General features: G+C 72.8%; 15 protein-coding genes. 6 read left to right on the top strand and 9 right to left on the bottom strand.

Annotation, left to right across the window (positions count from 1 at the left end; all coding sequences use genetic code 11):
• Nucleotides 1-40: 40 nt before the first annotated feature.
• The 5 genes from I847_RS0117835 to I847_RS25930 all read right to left on the bottom strand — a co-directional run bounded on the left by I847_RS0117835 (nucleotide 41) and on the right by I847_RS25930 (nucleotide 6589).
• Complete coding sequence (locus I847_RS0117835; RefSeq protein ID WP_028050770.1) at nucleotides 41-2569, bottom strand: carboxypeptidase regulatory-like domain-containing protein; 2529 nt, start codon at nucleotides 2567-2569, stop codon at nucleotides 41-43.
• 2 nt (nucleotides 2570-2571) lie between these two features.
• Nucleotides 2572-4803: a carboxypeptidase regulatory-like domain-containing protein gene (locus I847_RS0117830; RefSeq protein ID WP_028050769.1), complete on the bottom strand. Its 2232-nt coding sequence runs from the start codon at nucleotides 4801-4803 to the stop codon at nucleotides 2572-2574.
• Nucleotides 4800-5372 carry a DUF4255 domain-containing protein gene (locus I847_RS0117825; RefSeq protein WP_196804604.1) on the bottom strand — a complete coding sequence of 191 codons (573 nt, stop codon included), beginning with the start codon at nucleotides 5370-5372 and terminating at the stop codon, nucleotides 4800-4802. Before I847_RS0117825 ends, I847_RS0117830 begins: the two co-directional genes overlap by 4 nt.
• Nucleotides 5373-5681: 309 nt before the next feature.
• Entirely contained in the window at nucleotides 5682-6074 is a 393-nt protein-coding gene (locus tag I847_RS0117820) for a DUF4280 domain-containing protein (protein WP_028050767.1), read from the bottom strand.
• An 11-nt stretch (nucleotides 6075-6085) separates the two neighbouring features.
• Nucleotides 6086-6589 carry a septum formation family protein gene (locus I847_RS25930; RefSeq protein WP_196804603.1) on the bottom strand — a complete coding sequence of 168 codons (504 nt, stop codon included), beginning with the start codon at nucleotides 6587-6589 and terminating at the stop codon, nucleotides 6086-6088.
• Nucleotides 6590-6716: 127 nt separating this feature from the next.
• Between I847_RS25930 and I847_RS0117810 the strand changes: the two genes are divergently transcribed.
• Nucleotides 6717-7172 carry an OsmC family protein gene (locus I847_RS0117810; RefSeq protein WP_028050766.1) on the top strand — a complete coding sequence of 152 codons (456 nt, stop codon included), beginning with the start codon at nucleotides 6717-6719 and terminating at the stop codon, nucleotides 7170-7172.
• 4 nt (nucleotides 7173-7176) lie between these two features.
• On the top strand, nucleotides 7177-7959 hold the full coding sequence (locus tag I847_RS24670) for a hypothetical protein (protein ID WP_051275035.1): 783 nt from the start codon (nucleotides 7177-7179) through the stop codon (nucleotides 7957-7959).
• A 7-nt stretch (nucleotides 7960-7966) separates the two neighbouring features.
• On the opposite strand, the gene I847_RS0117800 is transcribed toward I847_RS24670, so the two are convergent.
• Nucleotides 7967-8953, bottom strand: a complete 987-nt coding sequence (locus tag I847_RS0117800) for an aldo/keto reductase (protein WP_028050765.1) — start codon at nucleotides 8951-8953, stop codon at nucleotides 7967-7969.
• 34 nt (nucleotides 8954-8987) lie between these two features.
• Between I847_RS0117800 and I847_RS24665 the strand changes: the two genes are divergently transcribed.
• From I847_RS24665 to rocD, 3 genes are all read left to right on the top strand, one after another.
• The gene (locus tag I847_RS24665) at nucleotides 8988-9461 is read left to right on the top strand and encodes an SRPBCC family protein (RefSeq protein WP_034610845.1); all 474 of its coding nucleotides are present in this window, start codon (nucleotides 8988-8990) and stop codon (nucleotides 9459-9461) included.
• Between the two features lie 110 nt (nucleotides 9462-9571).
• Nucleotides 9572-10405 carry a dimethylargininase gene (gene ddaH, locus I847_RS0117790; protein WP_028050764.1) on the top strand — a complete coding sequence of 278 codons (834 nt, stop codon included), beginning with the start codon at nucleotides 9572-9574 and terminating at the stop codon, nucleotides 10403-10405.
• Complete coding sequence (gene rocD, locus I847_RS0117785) at nucleotides 10402-11652, top strand: ornithine--oxo-acid transaminase (RefSeq protein ID WP_034610843.1); 1251 nt, start codon at nucleotides 10402-10404, stop codon at nucleotides 11650-11652. The genes ddaH and rocD overlap by 4 nt, the downstream gene beginning before the upstream one ends.
• A gap of 83 nt (nucleotides 11653-11735) precedes the next feature.
• On the opposite strand, the gene I847_RS0117780 is transcribed toward rocD, so the two are convergent.
• A complete protein-coding gene (locus tag I847_RS0117780) occupies nucleotides 11736-12716 on the bottom strand; it encodes a hypothetical protein (RefSeq protein WP_155856211.1) in 981 nt (326 codons plus the stop codon).
• Between the two features lie 393 nt (nucleotides 12717-13109).
• Nucleotides 13110-14459 (bottom strand): hypothetical protein, encoded by a 1350-nt coding sequence (locus I847_RS0117775; RefSeq protein ID WP_155856210.1) that lies wholly within the window; start codon nucleotides 14457-14459, stop codon nucleotides 13110-13112.
• A 139-nt stretch (nucleotides 14460-14598) separates the two neighbouring features.
• Here I847_RS0117775 and I847_RS0117770 point away from each other — a divergent pair, with 139 nt between their 5' ends.
• Entirely contained in the window at nucleotides 14599-15072 is a 474-nt protein-coding gene (locus tag I847_RS0117770) for an Lrp/AsnC family transcriptional regulator (protein ID WP_034611121.1), read from the top strand.
• Nucleotides 15073-15075: 3 nt separating this feature from the next.
• Here I847_RS0117770 and I847_RS0117765 read toward each other — a convergent pair whose 3' ends face one another.
• On the bottom strand, nucleotides 15076-16014 hold the full coding sequence (locus I847_RS0117765) for a universal stress protein (RefSeq protein WP_028050759.1): 939 nt from the start codon (nucleotides 16012-16014) through the stop codon (nucleotides 15076-15078).
• Nucleotides 16015-16022: the final 8 nt, after the last annotated feature.

The following is a 16022-nucleotide window of genomic DNA, read 5'->3' as shown; positions in this document are numbered from 1 at the left end:
GCGACGTCAGTTCTTACCCGTGAGAGTCCTCACTCGAGCGTCACGGTGGGGTGCCGATGACGAGGTTGACGGTCTTCTGCTCGCTGGCCGACATCGGGAACGTCTGCGACGTCACCAGCACCGCACCGGTCGGCGAGGCGCGGACCTCGACGATGTAGTTCTCGGGGGCGTCGACGTCGTCCAGCGTGTACGAGCCGTCCGGCCCTGTGGTCGTCGACGCGACCGCGGGTGCGGCGCTGCCGTACTCGGTGGCTCGGAAGAGCAGGACCGCGCGGCCCGAGGGCGAGATCTCGGAGGCTGAGGTGACGGTCCCGGTGATCCGGGCCGGGGCCACGAGCAGCGGGCTGAGGATCTTGTCCTGCGCCGCGGAGAGCACGACGATCGTCGACGTCGGCCGCGTGCCCGGACGGGAGAACGTGACCGTGTAGGTGCCCGGCGGCAGCTGCCCGACGATGTACCGGCCCACCTGCGACTCGGGCGTCGAGGCGGTCGTCACCGTGCGCTGCGTGATCCCGGAGCTGACCGAGACGGTGACGTTCCCGACGGGTACCGATTCTCCCGGCGACGCGGTCTGGCTGACCACGCCCGAGATGCTCGCGTCCGCGGCACGCATCGTGGCGTCGACCTGGCTCGCGCTCGGCGCCCCGGACGTCACGTTGCCGAAGCCGTCGACGCCCACGGAGAGCACCTGCGACTCGAGGTCGGCGCGGGAGAACGTGACCGTGTACGTGCTCGGGACGCGCAGGCCGGTGACCTCCCAGTGACCGGCCGGCGCGGTGGACTGCGTGACCGTCTGCGCCGTGACCGCACCGTCGGTGACCGTCACGGTGACGCCCGCCGCGTCACCGCCGGGCACCGTGACCTGGCCGGCGAGCGAGGCCTGGTCCCGTCCGAGCACGACCGAGACACCCGTGAGCTGCTGCCCGGCGGTGAGCGTGAGGTTGAGGGTCGCCGGCGCGTAGCCGTCGGCCGACACGACGACGGTGTAGGACCCGGGGGTCGGCAGCCCGCGCAGCACGAACGAGCCCACGGCGTCCTGCGTGAGCGACACGGTCTCGACGGTGACCTGCCCGGTCGTCGCGACGACGGTCGCACCGCCCACGGGCCCGCTGAACCCCGAGACGGTCCCCGCGATCGACCCGTCACCCGTCAGCAGCGACAGCTCGATCTCGGAGCGGTCCTCGCCGGCAGCCACGTCGACGCGTTGCACGGTGCTGGCGTACCCGGACTTGGAGACGACCAGGTCGTAGATCGCCGGCGAGGGCAGGCCTTCCACCTGGAACGTGCCGTCGGCGCCGATCGGGACGGTGCGGACCACGGCACCGGAACCGATCGGCGGGTCCGCCTCGCCGGGCTCCGCCGTCACGGTGCCGGCCAGCGGCGGGGTGTCGAGGGGCATCTCGACCGTCAGCGTCGCCCCGGCGACGTCGTCCCCCACGACGGTCCCCGCGACGGTGGCAGGGACCCCACCGACGACGACCGTCAGCCCGGAGACGGTCTGCCCGGGCGTGACCGGGATCTTGGTCGCGTCCGCCTGGGTGGCCGCCGCCGCGTACCAGACCTCCGTCAGGCCGGCGCCGGTCACGCGCAGCAGGTACGTGCCGGCGGGAAGACGGCTGATCGCGAACGTCCCGGCGTCGGCGGTGGCAGTGGTGACGAACGGGTTCGACGGGTCGTCAGGCGTGAACAGAGCGACGCTCACGTTGGGGACGGGCGCACCCGTCGAGAGGTCGATTACCGTCCCGCTGATCGCGCTGGTGCCGGTCTTCGCAGCGGCCTGCCGCGCCTGCGCCACCTGAAGCGCGAGGTCGCGGTCCGCGGCGGAGTGGCCGACCACCGAGCTCAGCGCGAGCGTGATGATCACCGCGAACAGGGTGAGCGCGAAGAGCAGCCCGAGCAGGCTCAGGAGCCCACGCGAGAGGCGGGACTTCTGCACGAACACACCCGCGGCCGCGGCGGGCGTGTCCGGCGTGACGGGCGTCGCGGTGCTGTCGACGCGCAGCTCGAAGGGCCGCAGGAGCGGGTCGCCGACCCAGGGGCGCTTGGCCCTGGCCTCGAGTGCGACCGACGTGCTCTCCCCGGGAGCGAGGCTGAACGTCGCGGGCGCGAAGGTGTAGGTCGTCTTGGCCTCGGGGTCGCTGGCCAGGACGCTGCCGTGCTGCACGGTGTTGCCCTCGTTGTGCACGAGCACCGTGAACGCCGCGGCCTTGCCTGCGGTGACGGTCGTCGGCTCGAGCTTGACCGAGGTGCGCGGCTGCGGGGGCACGTCGAGCGTGACGTCCTCGATCGCGATCGCGGCCTCGTCGGTGACGTCCCGCACCTGGATGGCCACCCGCCGCTCACCGGCGGGCACCCCGACGGGGAGCGTGATCATCACGCCGACCGACACGGACTCGCCCGGGAACAACCGGGGCGACGGGTCCTCGATCTCGACCCACGACGGGTCGGCGCCGAGCACCCGGAGCACGTACCCCGCGATGACGTCGGACGCGTTGGTGACGACGACGCCCAGCATCGTCGGGATGCCGGGGTTCGCCGTCGCGCGCTGCGGCTCGACGTTCAGGCGCATCGTCAGGGACCGCCGATCGGCAGGTCCTGGGTGGCGACCGTGCCCGAGCTGATCGTCACGACGGCCGTCGAGACCACCGCACCGTTCATCGTCACGGAGAGCGTGTACGTGCCCGCCGGCAGGTCGGCCAGCAGGTACGTGCCGGCACCGAGGGCTCCGCCCGCGGTGGACGTCGTCGTCCGGGTGATCACACCGTCGGTCGCCTGGACGGTCGCATCCGCGACGCCCGCGAGGTCCTTGTCGAGGACCCGGCCCGTGACCGACCCGAGCGCAGACGTCATGGTCACGTTCACGGGTGCGGTCGGTCCGGACTCCGTGATGGTCGCAGGGACGCTCGCCGACACGTAGCCGGGCTTGCTGAACGTCAGCGTCACCGAACCCGGGGTCAAGCCGGTGAGCGTGAACGTGCCCACGGCGCCTGAGGTCAGGGTCGTCGTGCTGAGCGTGGTCGCCGCCGAGCCGCCGGCGGTCACGGTCACGCCACCGAGGCCTGCGCCGCTCGAGTCCGTCGCCGTCCCCGTCAGCACGCCCGCGCCACCGGACATGACGATGTTCAGGTCGCCGCGGACCTCACCGGCCTGCAGGTCGACGACGACGGTGCGGCTGCCGAAGCCGGCCTTCGTGAAGGTCAGGACGTACGTGGCCGGGGTCGGCAGGTTGGGGAGCACGAACTGGCCCACCTGACCCACGGTCGGGGTGCCGACGACGAGCGCCTTCCCGCCCGAGGTCGTCGTCACCGCCACGCCCCCGAGGGGTTTGCGCCCGTCGGTGACCAGCCCCGAGATCTGCCCGGTCCCTGCGCCGAGCCGGACGTCGAGAGCGAAACGGTTCTGGCCGCCGAGGACCCGCTCCGTCACGGTCGACGGCTGGTACCCCTCGGCGACGAAGCTCAGCTCGTACGTCCCGGGCGCCGGCAGGCCGCTGAAGACGTACGCACCGGAGGCGTCGGCCGTCGACGTGTAGACCGTCGCGGGGTCCGCACCGTCCCACGCGGGCTTCGCGGTCACGGCGACCGCGACCTCGCCGGCGGCCTCCCCGGTGTCGACGCTCCCGCTGATCGACGCGGGCAGGCCGGTGATCGGCATGTCGACGCCGGACTTCACCTTCTGTGCCGGTGCGCCGACGAGGGTGGCACCCTCGGGGGTGGCCGAGCTCGGGTAGTAGGCGGTCTGGTAGCCGTCCGCGCTGACGCGGATGATGTAGCTGCCGGGGAACACCCCCGCCATCGAGTACGTGCCGTCCGCCTGCGTGGCCGCGGACGAGACGACGACGAGCCCCTGCGTCGGCGACTCGCGCATGGCGTCGACCGTGATCCGACCCACGCCCTGCCCGTCCGACGCCCCCGTGACGACACCGGTGATCGTCGCGCCGACGCCGGCCGGGACCGGCCCGTCCTTGGCCAGGGCGCCCGCCGGCGGCCCGTTCGGGTGCTCGTCCGTCCCTGTCGTGCCGTCCTCGCTGACCGTGGCCGCGAAGTACGACGCGGGCGCGACCTTCGTGAACGGGTCGGTCCCGAAGACCTGCTGCATGCCGAGCAGGAACGCGAGCGCCCAGGCGGCCAGGATCGAGAGCAGGATCAGCGCGGTGAGCAGGCCGCGGCTGATCGTCGACCGCTGCCGCAGGACCAGGTCGACCTCGGCCTGGGCGTTCGTGGCCTGCGCCGCGACCTTGAGCGGCCGGTCGCGGTCGGAGCCGAGCAGCTGCCGCGGGCCCTTGACCAGGACGGTGCTCGTGACCGCGGCACCGGGCACCACGGAGAGCGTCGAGGGCGTCAGCGTCGTCCGCAGCGTGCGGTCGCTGTCGACGGCGCGCAACGCCACGTCGAGCGGCACGTTGCCGTCGTTGCGGACCTCGACCGCGAACGCGGCCCGCCCGCGCGTGCGCACGCGCGACGGGGTGGCCAGCAGCGCGAGGTGCGGGTGCGGCGGGACGACGAGGTCGAGGTCGTGGAAGGCCTCGACGGCTCCGGGTGCGCTGCCGGAGACGACGAGCGTCACCGGGTAGGTCCCCGCGGGGAACGCCTCGGGCAGGGCGAGCGTCATGGTCAGCGCGCCGGAGGCCTCCGGGAAGAGCGCCAGCGCGGTCGGCTCCGAGCGGAAGAGGTCGTCCGGCAGGCCGATCACGGTCACGGACATGGACTCGATGACCGACGACGTGTTGATGACCTCGAGAGGGACGATGCCGCTCCCGCCGGGCGGCACGTCCAGCCGCTCGACCGTGCTGCTGACTCTCACGGACGCGGGCCGGCCGGCATGGGGACAGCGGTGCCGAGGACGGTGGTGACCTGCGGAGCCTCGGCCTCCCAGTCGTAGGCGTCGGCTGCGACGGTGACGAGCAGCGTGAACGACGCCTTGAGCGTTCCCCCGAGACCGCCCCAGACGTCGCGCGGCCGCACCTTCTCGTCGTCGGCGAGCGAGAGCTGCACGGACGACTGCAGGGCGGACGACGTGTGCTGGGCCGGCAGGACCTGGTGCGCGAGCAGTCGCGCCAGCGCATCGCCGAGCAGCAGGTGCTCGTCGCGGGTGGAGCCCGCCCAGGCGCTGACCATGTACGAGAGCTCGACCATCGGCAGGGCACGGCGTCGCTCGAGAGCGCCCGACCCGTTCGTCCGCTGAGCGGGGCCACGGTGCGGCTGGCCGCTGCGCGAGACGCCGTACAGGAACAGGTTCACGGTGAGCCGGTTGACCTGGGCCGACCAGGTGTTGTTCGGCGAGTCGAACGAGATGTCACCCTGCTCGACCGGCAGCGGGAGGGTGCTGCGCAGCAGCTTCTCCAGGCCGTCCTCGACAGCAGGGATCAGCATGCTCACTGCCTCCTCATGCGATCGCTGACGTCGTGCCGTGCGTGGTTTCAGCACCTCTGCCGCGCACGACGACCCCCGGGGGACCCACGCGCGCGAACCTGCACCGGACACCGGCAGGACGTCTGCAGGGTATGCAGGAGCGCGCGGCAGGAGCATCGGTAATCGCTACCGATGTTGATCCTGTGAGGCCCTCCGACGGGCGTCAGCCCAGGCCACGGCCCGGCTGACCTACGGACGCGCGCCGCTGCGCGACCCGCACCTTCCGCTGCGCTCCGGCTCCGCCCTCGAGCCCACGGTCGGGCCCGCCGCTCAGCCCTCGAGGGTCTTCATCGCCCCCGGGTTCAGGATCTGGATCACCCCGCCGAAGGCGCACGTGCACATCGCACCCAGCGTCAGCGCAGGGATCCCCCCGATCAGGGTCTGCGCGGCGGGTGGTGCCCACGGAGCCACGACCGTCGGGATGCAGGGCATCGGGGTGAGCACGCCGAGGGCCGCGGCGGTGGCAGCTGCGACCGTCGGGTTGGCCAGGCTCGTGCACATGGCGAAGGGCGGGATGTTGGCCCCGGGCATGATGTCGGTGATCGTCCCCGCCGGCTTTCCCTCGATGAGGACCTTGGCGGTCGGCAGGACGCTCAGCGTGGAGGGTGCCAACCCGAAGCTGCACTGCAGTGTCGCGGTCGCGACCGCGGCGGGCTTGCCCATGATTCCTCCTGCTACATGTCCGAGTGCTTGACGGACTTGGTGAGCGTCTGGCCGGTCGTCGTGACGAAGCAGATCACCTTCCTGTCGTCGTCCTGCTGCCAGCTGCGCGCCGACGGGACGAGGTAGGTGAAGTAGAGGCTCGAGTCGCGGTAGTCGACGCCCACATAGTCCTGGAACTTCTCCGCGCACTTGCCGTCGGCGAAGGACTTGAGCGCGGCGTCCCCGGGGAAGGTCTTGGCGGTCTTCGCGGTGCCGGGGTCGATGTAGGTGGGCAGCGCGTACGACTCCTGCTGGTGCGGGGTCGCGCACGTCACGCGCGACAGGTGCGTCACCTCGACCGCGATGTCCTCGGGCGCCAGGAAGCAGTCGCCGATCTTCGCGTCGAACACCGCGATCGACGTCGCCTTGTCGTCGTCGTTCCCGAACCACGAGCACCCCGAGACCGCGAGCGCGACGACGACCCCGAGCACGCCGAGGGCCACGCCGTGCCGCACGGACCGCACCAGCCTCACCACGCACCGACCTCCACCTTGCGCGGACAGGGTCGACCGCGGGTGCAGCCTAGCCAGCGCGCCTGGGCAGACCATCCGTAGTCACTGCCTAACTTCGGCTCGAACGCGCGTCCCATGGCAGGATCGCTGGATGACGACCGAGCAGGCAGCGCCTGACGTGACGACCAACGCACAGGAGACCCAGCTGTGGGTCGAGCGGACCGGGGTGCGCCGGTACACGGGCCGCAACTCGCGCGGCGCGGAGGTGCTCATCGGGAGCGTGGGCGACGAGGCGGCGTTCAGTCCTGGTGAGCTGCTGAAGATCGCGCTCGCGGGATGCAGCGGGCTCGCCTCCGACTCGGCGCTGCGGCACAGGCTCGGCGACGACGTGGACGTGACGATCAACGTGTCCGGCATGAGCGACGACGACGAGGACCGCTACCCGGCGTTCCTCGAGGAGCTCGTCGTGGATCTGAGCGCCCTGGACGCGACCGCCCGCGAGCGCCTGCTCACCGTGGTGCACCGCGCGATCGAGAACCACTGCACGGTCGGGCGCACGCTCGAGGCTGGCGCGACCGTGCAGCTGACGGTCACCGGGGAGCGCTGAGCGCATGGCCGGCGTCGTCGACGCGGCACTCGCCAAGGCGGTCACCATCCCGTCGTCGACCATCCACGCCCACGTGGAGTCGCTCCGCCGACGCAACCCGGAAGCGAGCCCCGAACGCATCATCCGGCTGCTCGAGAAGGAGTACCTGCGCGTCGTGCAGGCGACCGGCGGCACGGTCGGCGCCGTCGCGGCGGCCCCCGCGGTCGGCACCGGCGTCGCACTGGCCCTGACCGCGAGCGACATCGCCACGTTCTTCGGCGCGTCCGCGGCGTTCGCGCTCGCCGTCGCCTCGGTGCACGGCATCGAGGTCGAGGACGCCGACCGTCGCACGGCGTTGCTGCTCACCACGATCCTCGGCGAGAACAAGGGTGTGGTCGTCACCGACGGAACCGAGCTGACCTCGGTGAGCGTCGCGCGCGCCCTGCTCACCCGGATGCCGATGGCGACCGTGCGCAAGGTGAACTCCACCATGACGCGCCGGTTGGTGCGGACGCAGGCGGGCAAGCAGACCGGGCTGGCGATCGGGCGCGTCATCCCGTTCGGCATCGGCATCGTGATCGGCGTGGCGGGCGCCCGCGGGCTCGGGCGCACCGTGATCGCAGGGGCCCGCAAGGCCTTCGGTCCCCCGCCCGACAGGTTCGCCCGCGTGTACGAGATCGCCGGGTCCGGCGGCACGCCGCTGATCCTGCCCGTGCCCCCGCGCCGCCTTCCGCGCGGCCGCAAGGCACGCCGGGCGCTCGCCGCCGTTCCTGACCAGCCCTCGGCACCGGCCGAAGAGGACCTCTAGCGTCGCTCTACCAGCGGCCGTGCACGTGCGGGCGGATCGCGCTGTCGTAGATCCCGCGCAGTCCGTCGAGAGTCTCCTCGTCGATCGGCGGCAGCGCGGCCGCGGCGGCGTTCGCGCGCGCCTGGTCGGGCGTGCGGGCACCGGGGATCACCACGGAGACGCCCGGCTGGTCGATGATCCAGCGCAGGGCCAGCTGGGCGGTGGTCGAGCCGGCGGGCGTCAGCGCCGCCACCTCACGAGCGGCCGCCACGCCGATCTCGAACGGCACGCCCGCGAAGGTCTCCCCCACGTCGAACGCGTCGCCGTGCCGGTTGTAGGAGCGGTGGTCGTCGGCGGCGAACTGGGTGTGCTCGTCGTACTTGCCGGACAGCAGCCCGCTGGCCAGGGGCACCCGGGCGATGATCCCCACCCCGTGCTCGCGCGCGACGGGCAGCACCTCGTCCAGCGGCTTGCGCCGGAACACGTTGAGGATGATCTGCACGGTCGCCACGTGGGGCCGGATGATCGCGTCGAGCGCCTCGTCGACGGTCTCGACCGAGACGCCGTACGCGGCGACCCGACCCTCCTGGACCAGCGCGTCCAGGGCGTCGTACGTCGACTCGCGGCGGTAGACCTCGCTGGGCGGGCAGTGCAGCTGGACCAGGTCGAGGGTGTCGACGCCGAGGTTCTCGCGCGAGCGGTCGGTCCACGCCCGGAACGCGTCGAGCGTGTACGCGTCGGACGTGTGCGGGTCGGCGCGGCGGCCCATCTTCGTCGCGACGGTGATCCCGTCATGCTCGGACTCCGCCAGGAACCGGCCGATCAGCCGCTCGGAGCGCCCGTCGCCGTACACGTCCGCGGTGTCCAGGAACGTCACGCCCGCGTCGACCGCGGTGGCCAGGACGGAGAGGGCGACGTCGTCGTCGACCGACCCCCAGTCCGCGCCCAGCTGCCAGCACCCCAGCCCGACCACCCCGACGTTGCGACCCGTACGCCCCAGCACTCTGTTCTCCATGCCGCAGACCGTACCTGGGGTCCACGATGGGGGCATGACCACCGACGCCGTCGTGCGCGCCTTTCCCGTCGATGCCGCGACCGCGTGGGCCCTGGTGGCCGATCCGCGCGCTCACGCCCGGTGGATACCCCTGACGCGCGTGGGGCTGTCCACGAGCGCGCCCGAGGTGGGGGCGGTGGTCACGGCGGTGTCCGGACCGTTCGCGACGCGGGGCGCACCTGGGCTCGCCGACGTCATGAGCATCGACCGCTACGACCCGCCGACCGACACCCGCACGGGCGTCGCGGAGTTCACGAAGACCGGGCACGTGCTGCGGGGGAGCGCGTCGATCGTCGTCGTCCCCGCCGGTCCCTCGTCGTGCCGGGTGCTGTGGACCGAGCACGTGTGGCTGGCCGGGCCCCTGCCGCGCCGACTCACCGAGCTGGCGATGCGGCCCTTCCTCGGGGCGATGGTCCGGTACGCACTCATGCGCGCTGTCGCCGAGGTTCGCGCAACAGATCGTCGTTGAACACGCCAGAGATGCAACGGATCGCGCCCTGATGCGCACTGCGAGATCCGGCCGTTCCACCGTACCGACTCGTACCCTCGGAGGAACGACACGCCACGAGGAGCCACCCCATGCCCCCCACAGCCCCCGGACGTACGGACCGCCACTACCTGATGTGCGAGCCCGTGCACTACACGGTGTCCTACGAGATCAACCCGTGGATGGACAAGACCAAGCACACCGACGCCGGCCTCGCGGTCCAGCAGTGGCGACGGCTGCGCGACACCTACCTCGCCCTCGGGCACACGGTCGACACGATCGATCCCGTCGAGGGCCTGCCCGACATGGTCTACGCCGCCAACGGTGCGACGGTGGTCGACGGCGTCGTCTACTCGGCACGCTTCCGCTACGCCGAGCGTTCGGCCGAGGGCCCCGCGTACCAGAAGTGGTTCGCGGACCGTGGCTACGTGACGCACACCGCCGCCGAGACCAACGAGGGCGAGGGCGACCTGCTCGTCGTCGGTGACCTGATCCTGGCGGGCACTGGTTTCCGCACCGACCGGATGGCGCACGCCGAGGCCCAGGAGCTGTTCGGCCGCCCGGTGGTGTCGCTCGAGCTCGTGTCGCCGCACTACTACCACCTGGACACCGCGCTCGCGGTCCTGTCGAGCTCCGCCGACGACCCCCAGATCGCCTACTACCCGCCCGCCTTCTCCTCCGGCTCGCGTGCGGTCCTGGAGCAGCTGTTCCCCGACGCGATCCACGCCACGTCCGAGGACGCCCGCGCGCTCGGCCTGAACGCCGTCTCCGACGGTCTGAACGTCGTCGTCGCACCGGGGGCCGTCGACCTGGCCGCGACCCTCGCCGAGCGCGGCTACAACCCGATACCCGTGGACACCAGCGAGCTGCTCAAGGGCGGCGGCGGTGCCAAGTGCTGCACGCTCGAGATCCGCGCCCGGCGATGAGCATCGCCCCGCCGGTCACCCTGCCCTCGTCGCCGTCGCCGTCGCCGTCGTCGTCCGAGACGTCGCAGGTCCTTGCGCACAACTACCACCCGCTGCCCGTCACGCTCGTCGACGGGCTCGGGTCCTGGGTGACCGACGTGGAGGGGCGGCGCTACCTCGACCTGCTGTCCGGGTACTCGGCGCTGAACTTCGGGCACCGGCACCCGTCCTTGGTCGCTGCGGCCCACGCGCAGATCGATCGCCTCACCCTCACGTCCCGGGCGTTCGACCACGACCTGCTCGTGCCGTTCGCGGAGGCGCTCGCGGGGCTCGTCGGGCCGCTGGTCGCGGGCTCTCCCATGGTCCTGCCGATGAACACGGGGGCCGAGGCGGTGGAGACCGCCATCAAGGCGGCCCGCAAGTGGGGCTACGAGGTCAAGGGCGTCCCCGACGGGCGGGCGACGATCGTCGTCGCGGACGGCAACTTCCACGGCCGCACGACGACGATCGTGTCCTTCTCGACCGACGAGGACGCGCGCCGGCACTTCGGCCCCTACACGCCGGGCTTCGTGGTGGTCCCCTACGGCGACGCCGAGGCGCTGGCCGCCGCGGTCGACGAGACCACGGTCGCCGTCCTGATCGAGCCGATCCAGGGTGAGCAGGGCGTCGTCGTCCCGCCTCCGAGCTACCTGCCGGCCGTCCGCTCCCTGTGCACAGCGGCCGACGTGCTGCTCATCTGCGACGAGATCCAGTCCGGGCTCGGCCGGACCGGCACCACCCTCGCGTCGGAGCTGTGGGGCGTGCGTCCCGACCTCGTGACGCTCGGCAAGGCGCTCGGTGGCGGGGTGCTGCCGGTCTCCGCCGTGGTCGGCCGTTCCGACGTGCTCGGTGTCCTCACCGCAGGCACCCACGGATCGACGTTCGGCGGGAACCCGCTCGCGTGCGCGGTGGGGCTCGCGGTCGTCGGCCTCCTGTCCGACGGGTCGGTACAGGCGACGGCCGCCGCTCTGGGCACCCGCTGGGGTCAGCGACTCGACACGCTGGTCTCCGACGGCCTGCTCGCGTCCGTCCGCCGTGCGGGCCTCTGGGCGGGCCTGGACGTCCCGGACGGCCGCATGACCGGTCGCGACCTGTGCGAGCGCCTCCTGGCCGTCGGCGTGCTGGCCAAGGACACGCACGGGTCGACGATCCGGCTCGCTCCCCCGCTGACCATCACGGCCGACGAGCTCGACCTGGCCACCGACCGTCTGGAGCTCGCCCTGCGCTGAGAGGCGCCTTCCTCCGTCCGCGCCCGTGTGGCCCCCTGAACCGCACGGGCGCGGACCTTCCGTGCCACGGACGACGTCGAGGGTCAGCCGAACCTGACGGAGCCGTACAGCCATCCGCTGCGGCTCGCGCCGCCGACGGCCATGCTCGACACGTCGGTGCGACGCATCTGAGCGTCGTGCCCCGGCGAGCGCGACCAGGCGGAGACCATCGCCGAGGCCGAGCCCGGCACGCACGCGACGATGTTGTCTCCCGCGTGCCAGATCCCGCCGGCGTTGGCCATGTCCACCGCGTGCCCCACGAGGGCACCGCTGCGGGACACCGACAGCCGAGGCAGGCCGAGGCCGGCGCGGTACGCGTTGATCGCGGCACCGATCGCTGCGACGCTGGACTCGCCGGCACCCGAACCGGCACTCGTGCACACCCTGCCGCCGGCGGGGACTCCCGAGGAGGCCGCAGCGGGTGCGGGTGCTGGTGCGGCGGCCGAGCCCGAGCGCGGACGCGGAACGGCGGAGCGCGAGGCGCTCTTGCTCACGGGCGCACGATCGTGGGCGACGGCCGCGGCGGCGGCCTGCTCGGCGGCGACGCGAACGTTCTCGGCGGTCTGCCAGGCGTTCTGACCGTCTGTCGCGGCCCGCTGGGGGGCGGCCACGCCGGCGACGAGCCTGCGCCAGGTCGCGGGGCTCGTCGCCGGGGCGGCGATGCTCGTGGCGAGGGTGGACGACGCAGCACCGAGAGCCCCGCGCGGGCCGTCGCCAGCGTTCGGAGTCGCCGCGAGGACGGCGTTCGCCTGGTCGACGACCGACCGCGCCTGCGCCGCCGTGCGCGCACGGTTGGCAGCGAGCGCAACTGTGGCGGCCGTGAGGTCGGCCTCCTCGTCGAGTGCTGCGTCGCCTGAGGCGGCCTGCACCGTCCCGTCGACACGGAGCGCCGCGTCGAGCGCGGCGTCCTGGGCCTCCCGGTCGCCGGAGTCTGCGGCGAAGACCGCGCTCCCCGCACCGAGCGCCACCACGGCGGTTCCGACGACCGCGACCCAGACTCCCCGACGGGCGTGGTGTCCGCGCACAGCCGCGTCCGGTGTCTCCTCGGCGGCCGGTGCCGATACCTGCCGGGGAACGTCGCCCCCCGGACGTGCAGGTACCGACGCACGAGGCGTCGGTACGGTGTCGATGCGTTTCTCGGTGTCTCGAGCCATGTCGCCTCCCTCATGAACATTCAGGCGCCCGACGATGCGTCTCACTGTCCCCTGCGGCATGCTTCGTGTACGACTTGAACATCTCTGGGGCATTCGCGCAAGCCCGCGGCCGACGGCGCGACGGCCCGGGGCGCCGGGCAGGAGAGCGTCGGGACCGGGTCACGCCGCCCCGACACCGCAGTGCGAGCGCAGGTCAGAGCGCAAAAACGTCCGAGCAGACGCGCGCCGCAGGGCGCATCTGCTCGGACGTCTTTCGGCGGGCCGTCAGTTGAACTTCACAGCGCCGAACAGCCAGCCGCGCAGGCTCGCACCGCCGACGGCCATGCTCGACACGTCGGTGCGGCGCATCTGTGCGTCGTGCGGCGGCGAGTGCGACCAGGCCGAGACCATCGCCGACGCCGAGCCGCTGCTGACGCACGCCACGATGTTGTCGCTGCCCGAGTGCCAGATACCGCCGGTGTTGGCCATGTTCACCGCGTGCCCTACCAGGGTGCCGCTCCGCGACACCGACAGCCGAGACAGGCCGCGGCTTGCGCGGTAGGCGTTGATCGCGGCGCCGATCGCCGCGACGCTGGACTCGCTCGCACCCGAACCACCCGAGCCCGAGCAGACCTTGCCGCCCGCCGGGACACCCGACGGTGCCGCTGCGGGAGGTGCGACCGAGCCACCCGAGCTCACCCGCGGAGCCGTGGTGCGCGGGGCGCTCCACCGCACCGTCGAGCGCGGTCTGGTCCCGGTCCCCGCGTAGGCCTGCCCGGCTGCCTGCTGAGCGGCGGCGGCCTGCTCGGCGGCGATGCGCGCGTTCTCGGTGGCCTGCCAGGTGGCCTGACCGTCTGTCGCGGCCTGCTGGGGCGCGGCCACGGCGTGAGCCAGGTCGCGCACGGTCGCGGCGCTCGTCGCCGGTGCGGCGATGCTCGCGGCGAGGGCCGACGTGGCCGCTCCGAGAGCCCTACGCGGGCCGTCGCCGGCGTTCGGGGTGGCAGCGAGGACGGCGTTCGCCTTGTCGACGACCGCCTTGGCCTGAGCCGCGGCGCGTGCGCGGTTGGCAGCGAGCGCAGCAGTCACACCCGCGCGGTCGGCGTCCTGGTCGACGGCGTCGTCCCGCGACGAGGCCAGGACCGCCCCGTCGACACGGACAGTCGCGTCGAGCTCCGCGTCCTGCGCCGAGAGGTCGCCGGCTTCCGAGGCGTAGACGGCGCTGCCTGATCCGAGAGCGACGACGACGGCTGCGGCGACCGCGATCCAGACCGTTCGGCGGACCCGGTGCCGACGCTCCGGCGCGGTCGCCGGGCGGACCGGTGTGGTCGCGACGAGCGGAGACGAGGCCGACGGCTGCTGCGGGACGCCTCCCGCCGGTCGTGCTCCGGCGGACAGACCACGTGCGGCGGGGCCGCGCCGCGGCTTGACCGTCGTCGTCGGCGTCGCCGCCTCGGAGGCGGCGGCAGCGTCGGATGCGGTGGTCGCGTCGGATGCGGCGGTCGCTTTCGAGGTGCCTGCGGGCAGGGTCGTCCGGTCGCCCGTCGACACACCGACGGGCTCGGTGACCGCCACGTCCACGTCCGACGCACGCGGCGTCGGTACCGTGTCGATGCGCCTTGCGGTGTCTCTTGCCACGTCGCCTCCTTCACGAACCACGAGAACGCCCTCACGAGACGCCCTTCAGTGCTCTCGGCACGCCCGGTGTCCGGCTTGAGCCCTCTTGGGGCATTGCAGACGAGGTACGTCATTTCGCAGGCTCGGCCATGATGTGTACGTGAACGACGCGACGGGGCTCGACCCGCTGGACACCGCGATCCTGCGCGCGCTGGGCCAGGACGCCCGCGCCACGTTCGCGCAGGTCGGGGACCTCGTCTCGCTCTCTGCCCCGGCGGTGAAGCGCCGCGTGGACCGGCTCCGCGAGCGCGGCGTGATCCGCGGATTCACGGTCCGTCTCGACCCGGCAGCGATGGGCTGGCAGACGGAGGCGTTCGTCGAGCTCTACTGCCAGGGGTCGACGAGCCCCGCCGTCATGCAGGCAGCGGTCGAGCAGTACCCCGAGGTCGTCGCGGCGAGCACAGTGACCGGCGACGTCGACCTGATGGTCCAGGTGCGGGCGCGCGACATGCGGCACCTGGAACGGGTGGTCGAGCGGTTGGCCGCCGAGCCGTTCGTGTCCCGGACGCGGTCCACGGTCGTGCTGTCGGCGCTGGTCCGACGCCCGGACGTCCCGCCCGACCCGGTGTCGTGAGCCCTAGCTCGCCGCGGCGGCGTCCATCGCGCAGCGGTTGGTGACCACCATGACCGGGCAGTCCGCGTGGTGCAGGACCGCCTGGCTCGTGGAACCGAGCAGCAACCCGGCGAACCCGCCACGGCCGCGCGACCCCACGACGATCAGGTCGGTCGCGGCGGAGAACTCGGTGAGCAGCTCGGCGCCGGTGCCGTCCAGCGCGTGGCGCTTGACGACGACCCCGGGATGGTCGGCCAGGGCACGGTCCACGACCACGTGCAGGCCCTCGGTCACGTCGCGCAGCACCTGCTCGCGGTCGACGGCCGCCGGCAGCCATGCGAGCACACCGGTCATCGCGCCGACGGGCACACCGGCGACGGCGGTCAGGTCGGCACCCCAGACCTCCGCCTCGGCGATCGCGTAGCGCAACGCGTACTCCGCGGCGGGCGAGCCGTCGACCCCGACGACGATGCGGCGCAGCGGCCGGACCGCCGGTATCTCGACATCGCTGGGGAGCGGCTTGCCGCCCTTGCGCAGCGGGACCACCACCGTCGGGCAGTACGCGTGCGCCGGCAGGGCCGAGGACACCGTGCCGAGCAGCCGGTCCGCGAACCCGCCACCCCCGCGCGTGCCGACGACCGCCGTCCGGACGGTGTGCGACATCTCGACCAGCACGCCCGTCGCGTCGCCCGTGACGACGCTCGCGGTGACCGGCACCCCGCGCGCAGACACGCGTTCCGTCGCCTCGGCGAGGACCGCCCGTGCGCCCTGCTGGATCGTCGCGTCGTCGAGCGCCGCGTAGCCGCCGTCGAGGGACGCGGCCGTGAAGGACGGCAGCGAGTAGCTGCACACGATCCGCAGCGCCCAGCCGTGCGTCGCTGCCTGCGCGGCCGCCCAGTCCAACGCGTGGAGGCTCGCCGACGACCCGTCGACCCCTACGAGGACCGCGTCGTCTCTCGTCACGTGGGGAC

Origin of the sequence: Cellulomonas sp. URHD0024, from assembly GCF_000426185.1 — a bacterium.
GTDB lineage: Bacteria > Actinomycetota > Actinomycetes > Actinomycetales > Cellulomonadaceae > Cellulomonas.
Note: the sequence above shows the minus strand (reverse complement) of the source record. Positions and strands in the feature narration are given on the sequence as shown.

Bases quoted from the DNA above. Each gene is read 5' to 3' on its own strand.
- ddaH (WP_028050764.1), top strand. From the start codon at position 9,572: ATGCCCCCCACAGCCCCCGGACGTACGGACCGCCACTACCTGATGTGC.
- I847_RS0117820 (WP_028050767.1), bottom strand. From the start codon at position 6,074: ATGGGCAAGCCCGCCGCGGTCGCGACCGCGACACTGCAGTGCAGCTTC.
- I847_RS24665 (WP_034610845.1), top strand. From the start codon at position 8,988: ATGACCACCGACGCCGTCGTGCGCGCCTTTCCCGTCGATGCCGCGACC.
- I847_RS0117835 (WP_028050770.1), bottom strand. From the start codon at position 2,569: ATGCGCCTGAACGTCGAGCCGCAGCGCGCGACGGCGAACCCCGGCATC.
- rocD (WP_034610843.1), top strand. From the start codon at position 10,402: ATGAGCATCGCCCCGCCGGTCACCCTGCCCTCGTCGCCGTCGCCGTCG.
- I847_RS24670 (WP_051275035.1), top strand. From the start codon at position 7,177: ATGGCCGGCGTCGTCGACGCGGCACTCGCCAAGGCGGTCACCATCCCG.
- I847_RS0117800 (WP_028050765.1), bottom strand. From the start codon at position 8,953: ATGGAGAACAGAGTGCTGGGGCGTACGGGTCGCAACGTCGGGGTGGTC.
- I847_RS0117825 (WP_196804604.1), bottom strand. From the start codon at position 5,372: ATGCTGATCCCTGCTGTCGAGGACGGCCTGGAGAAGCTGCTGCGCAGC.
- I847_RS0117810 (WP_028050766.1), top strand. From the start codon at position 6,717: ATGACGACCGAGCAGGCAGCGCCTGACGTGACGACCAACGCACAGGAG.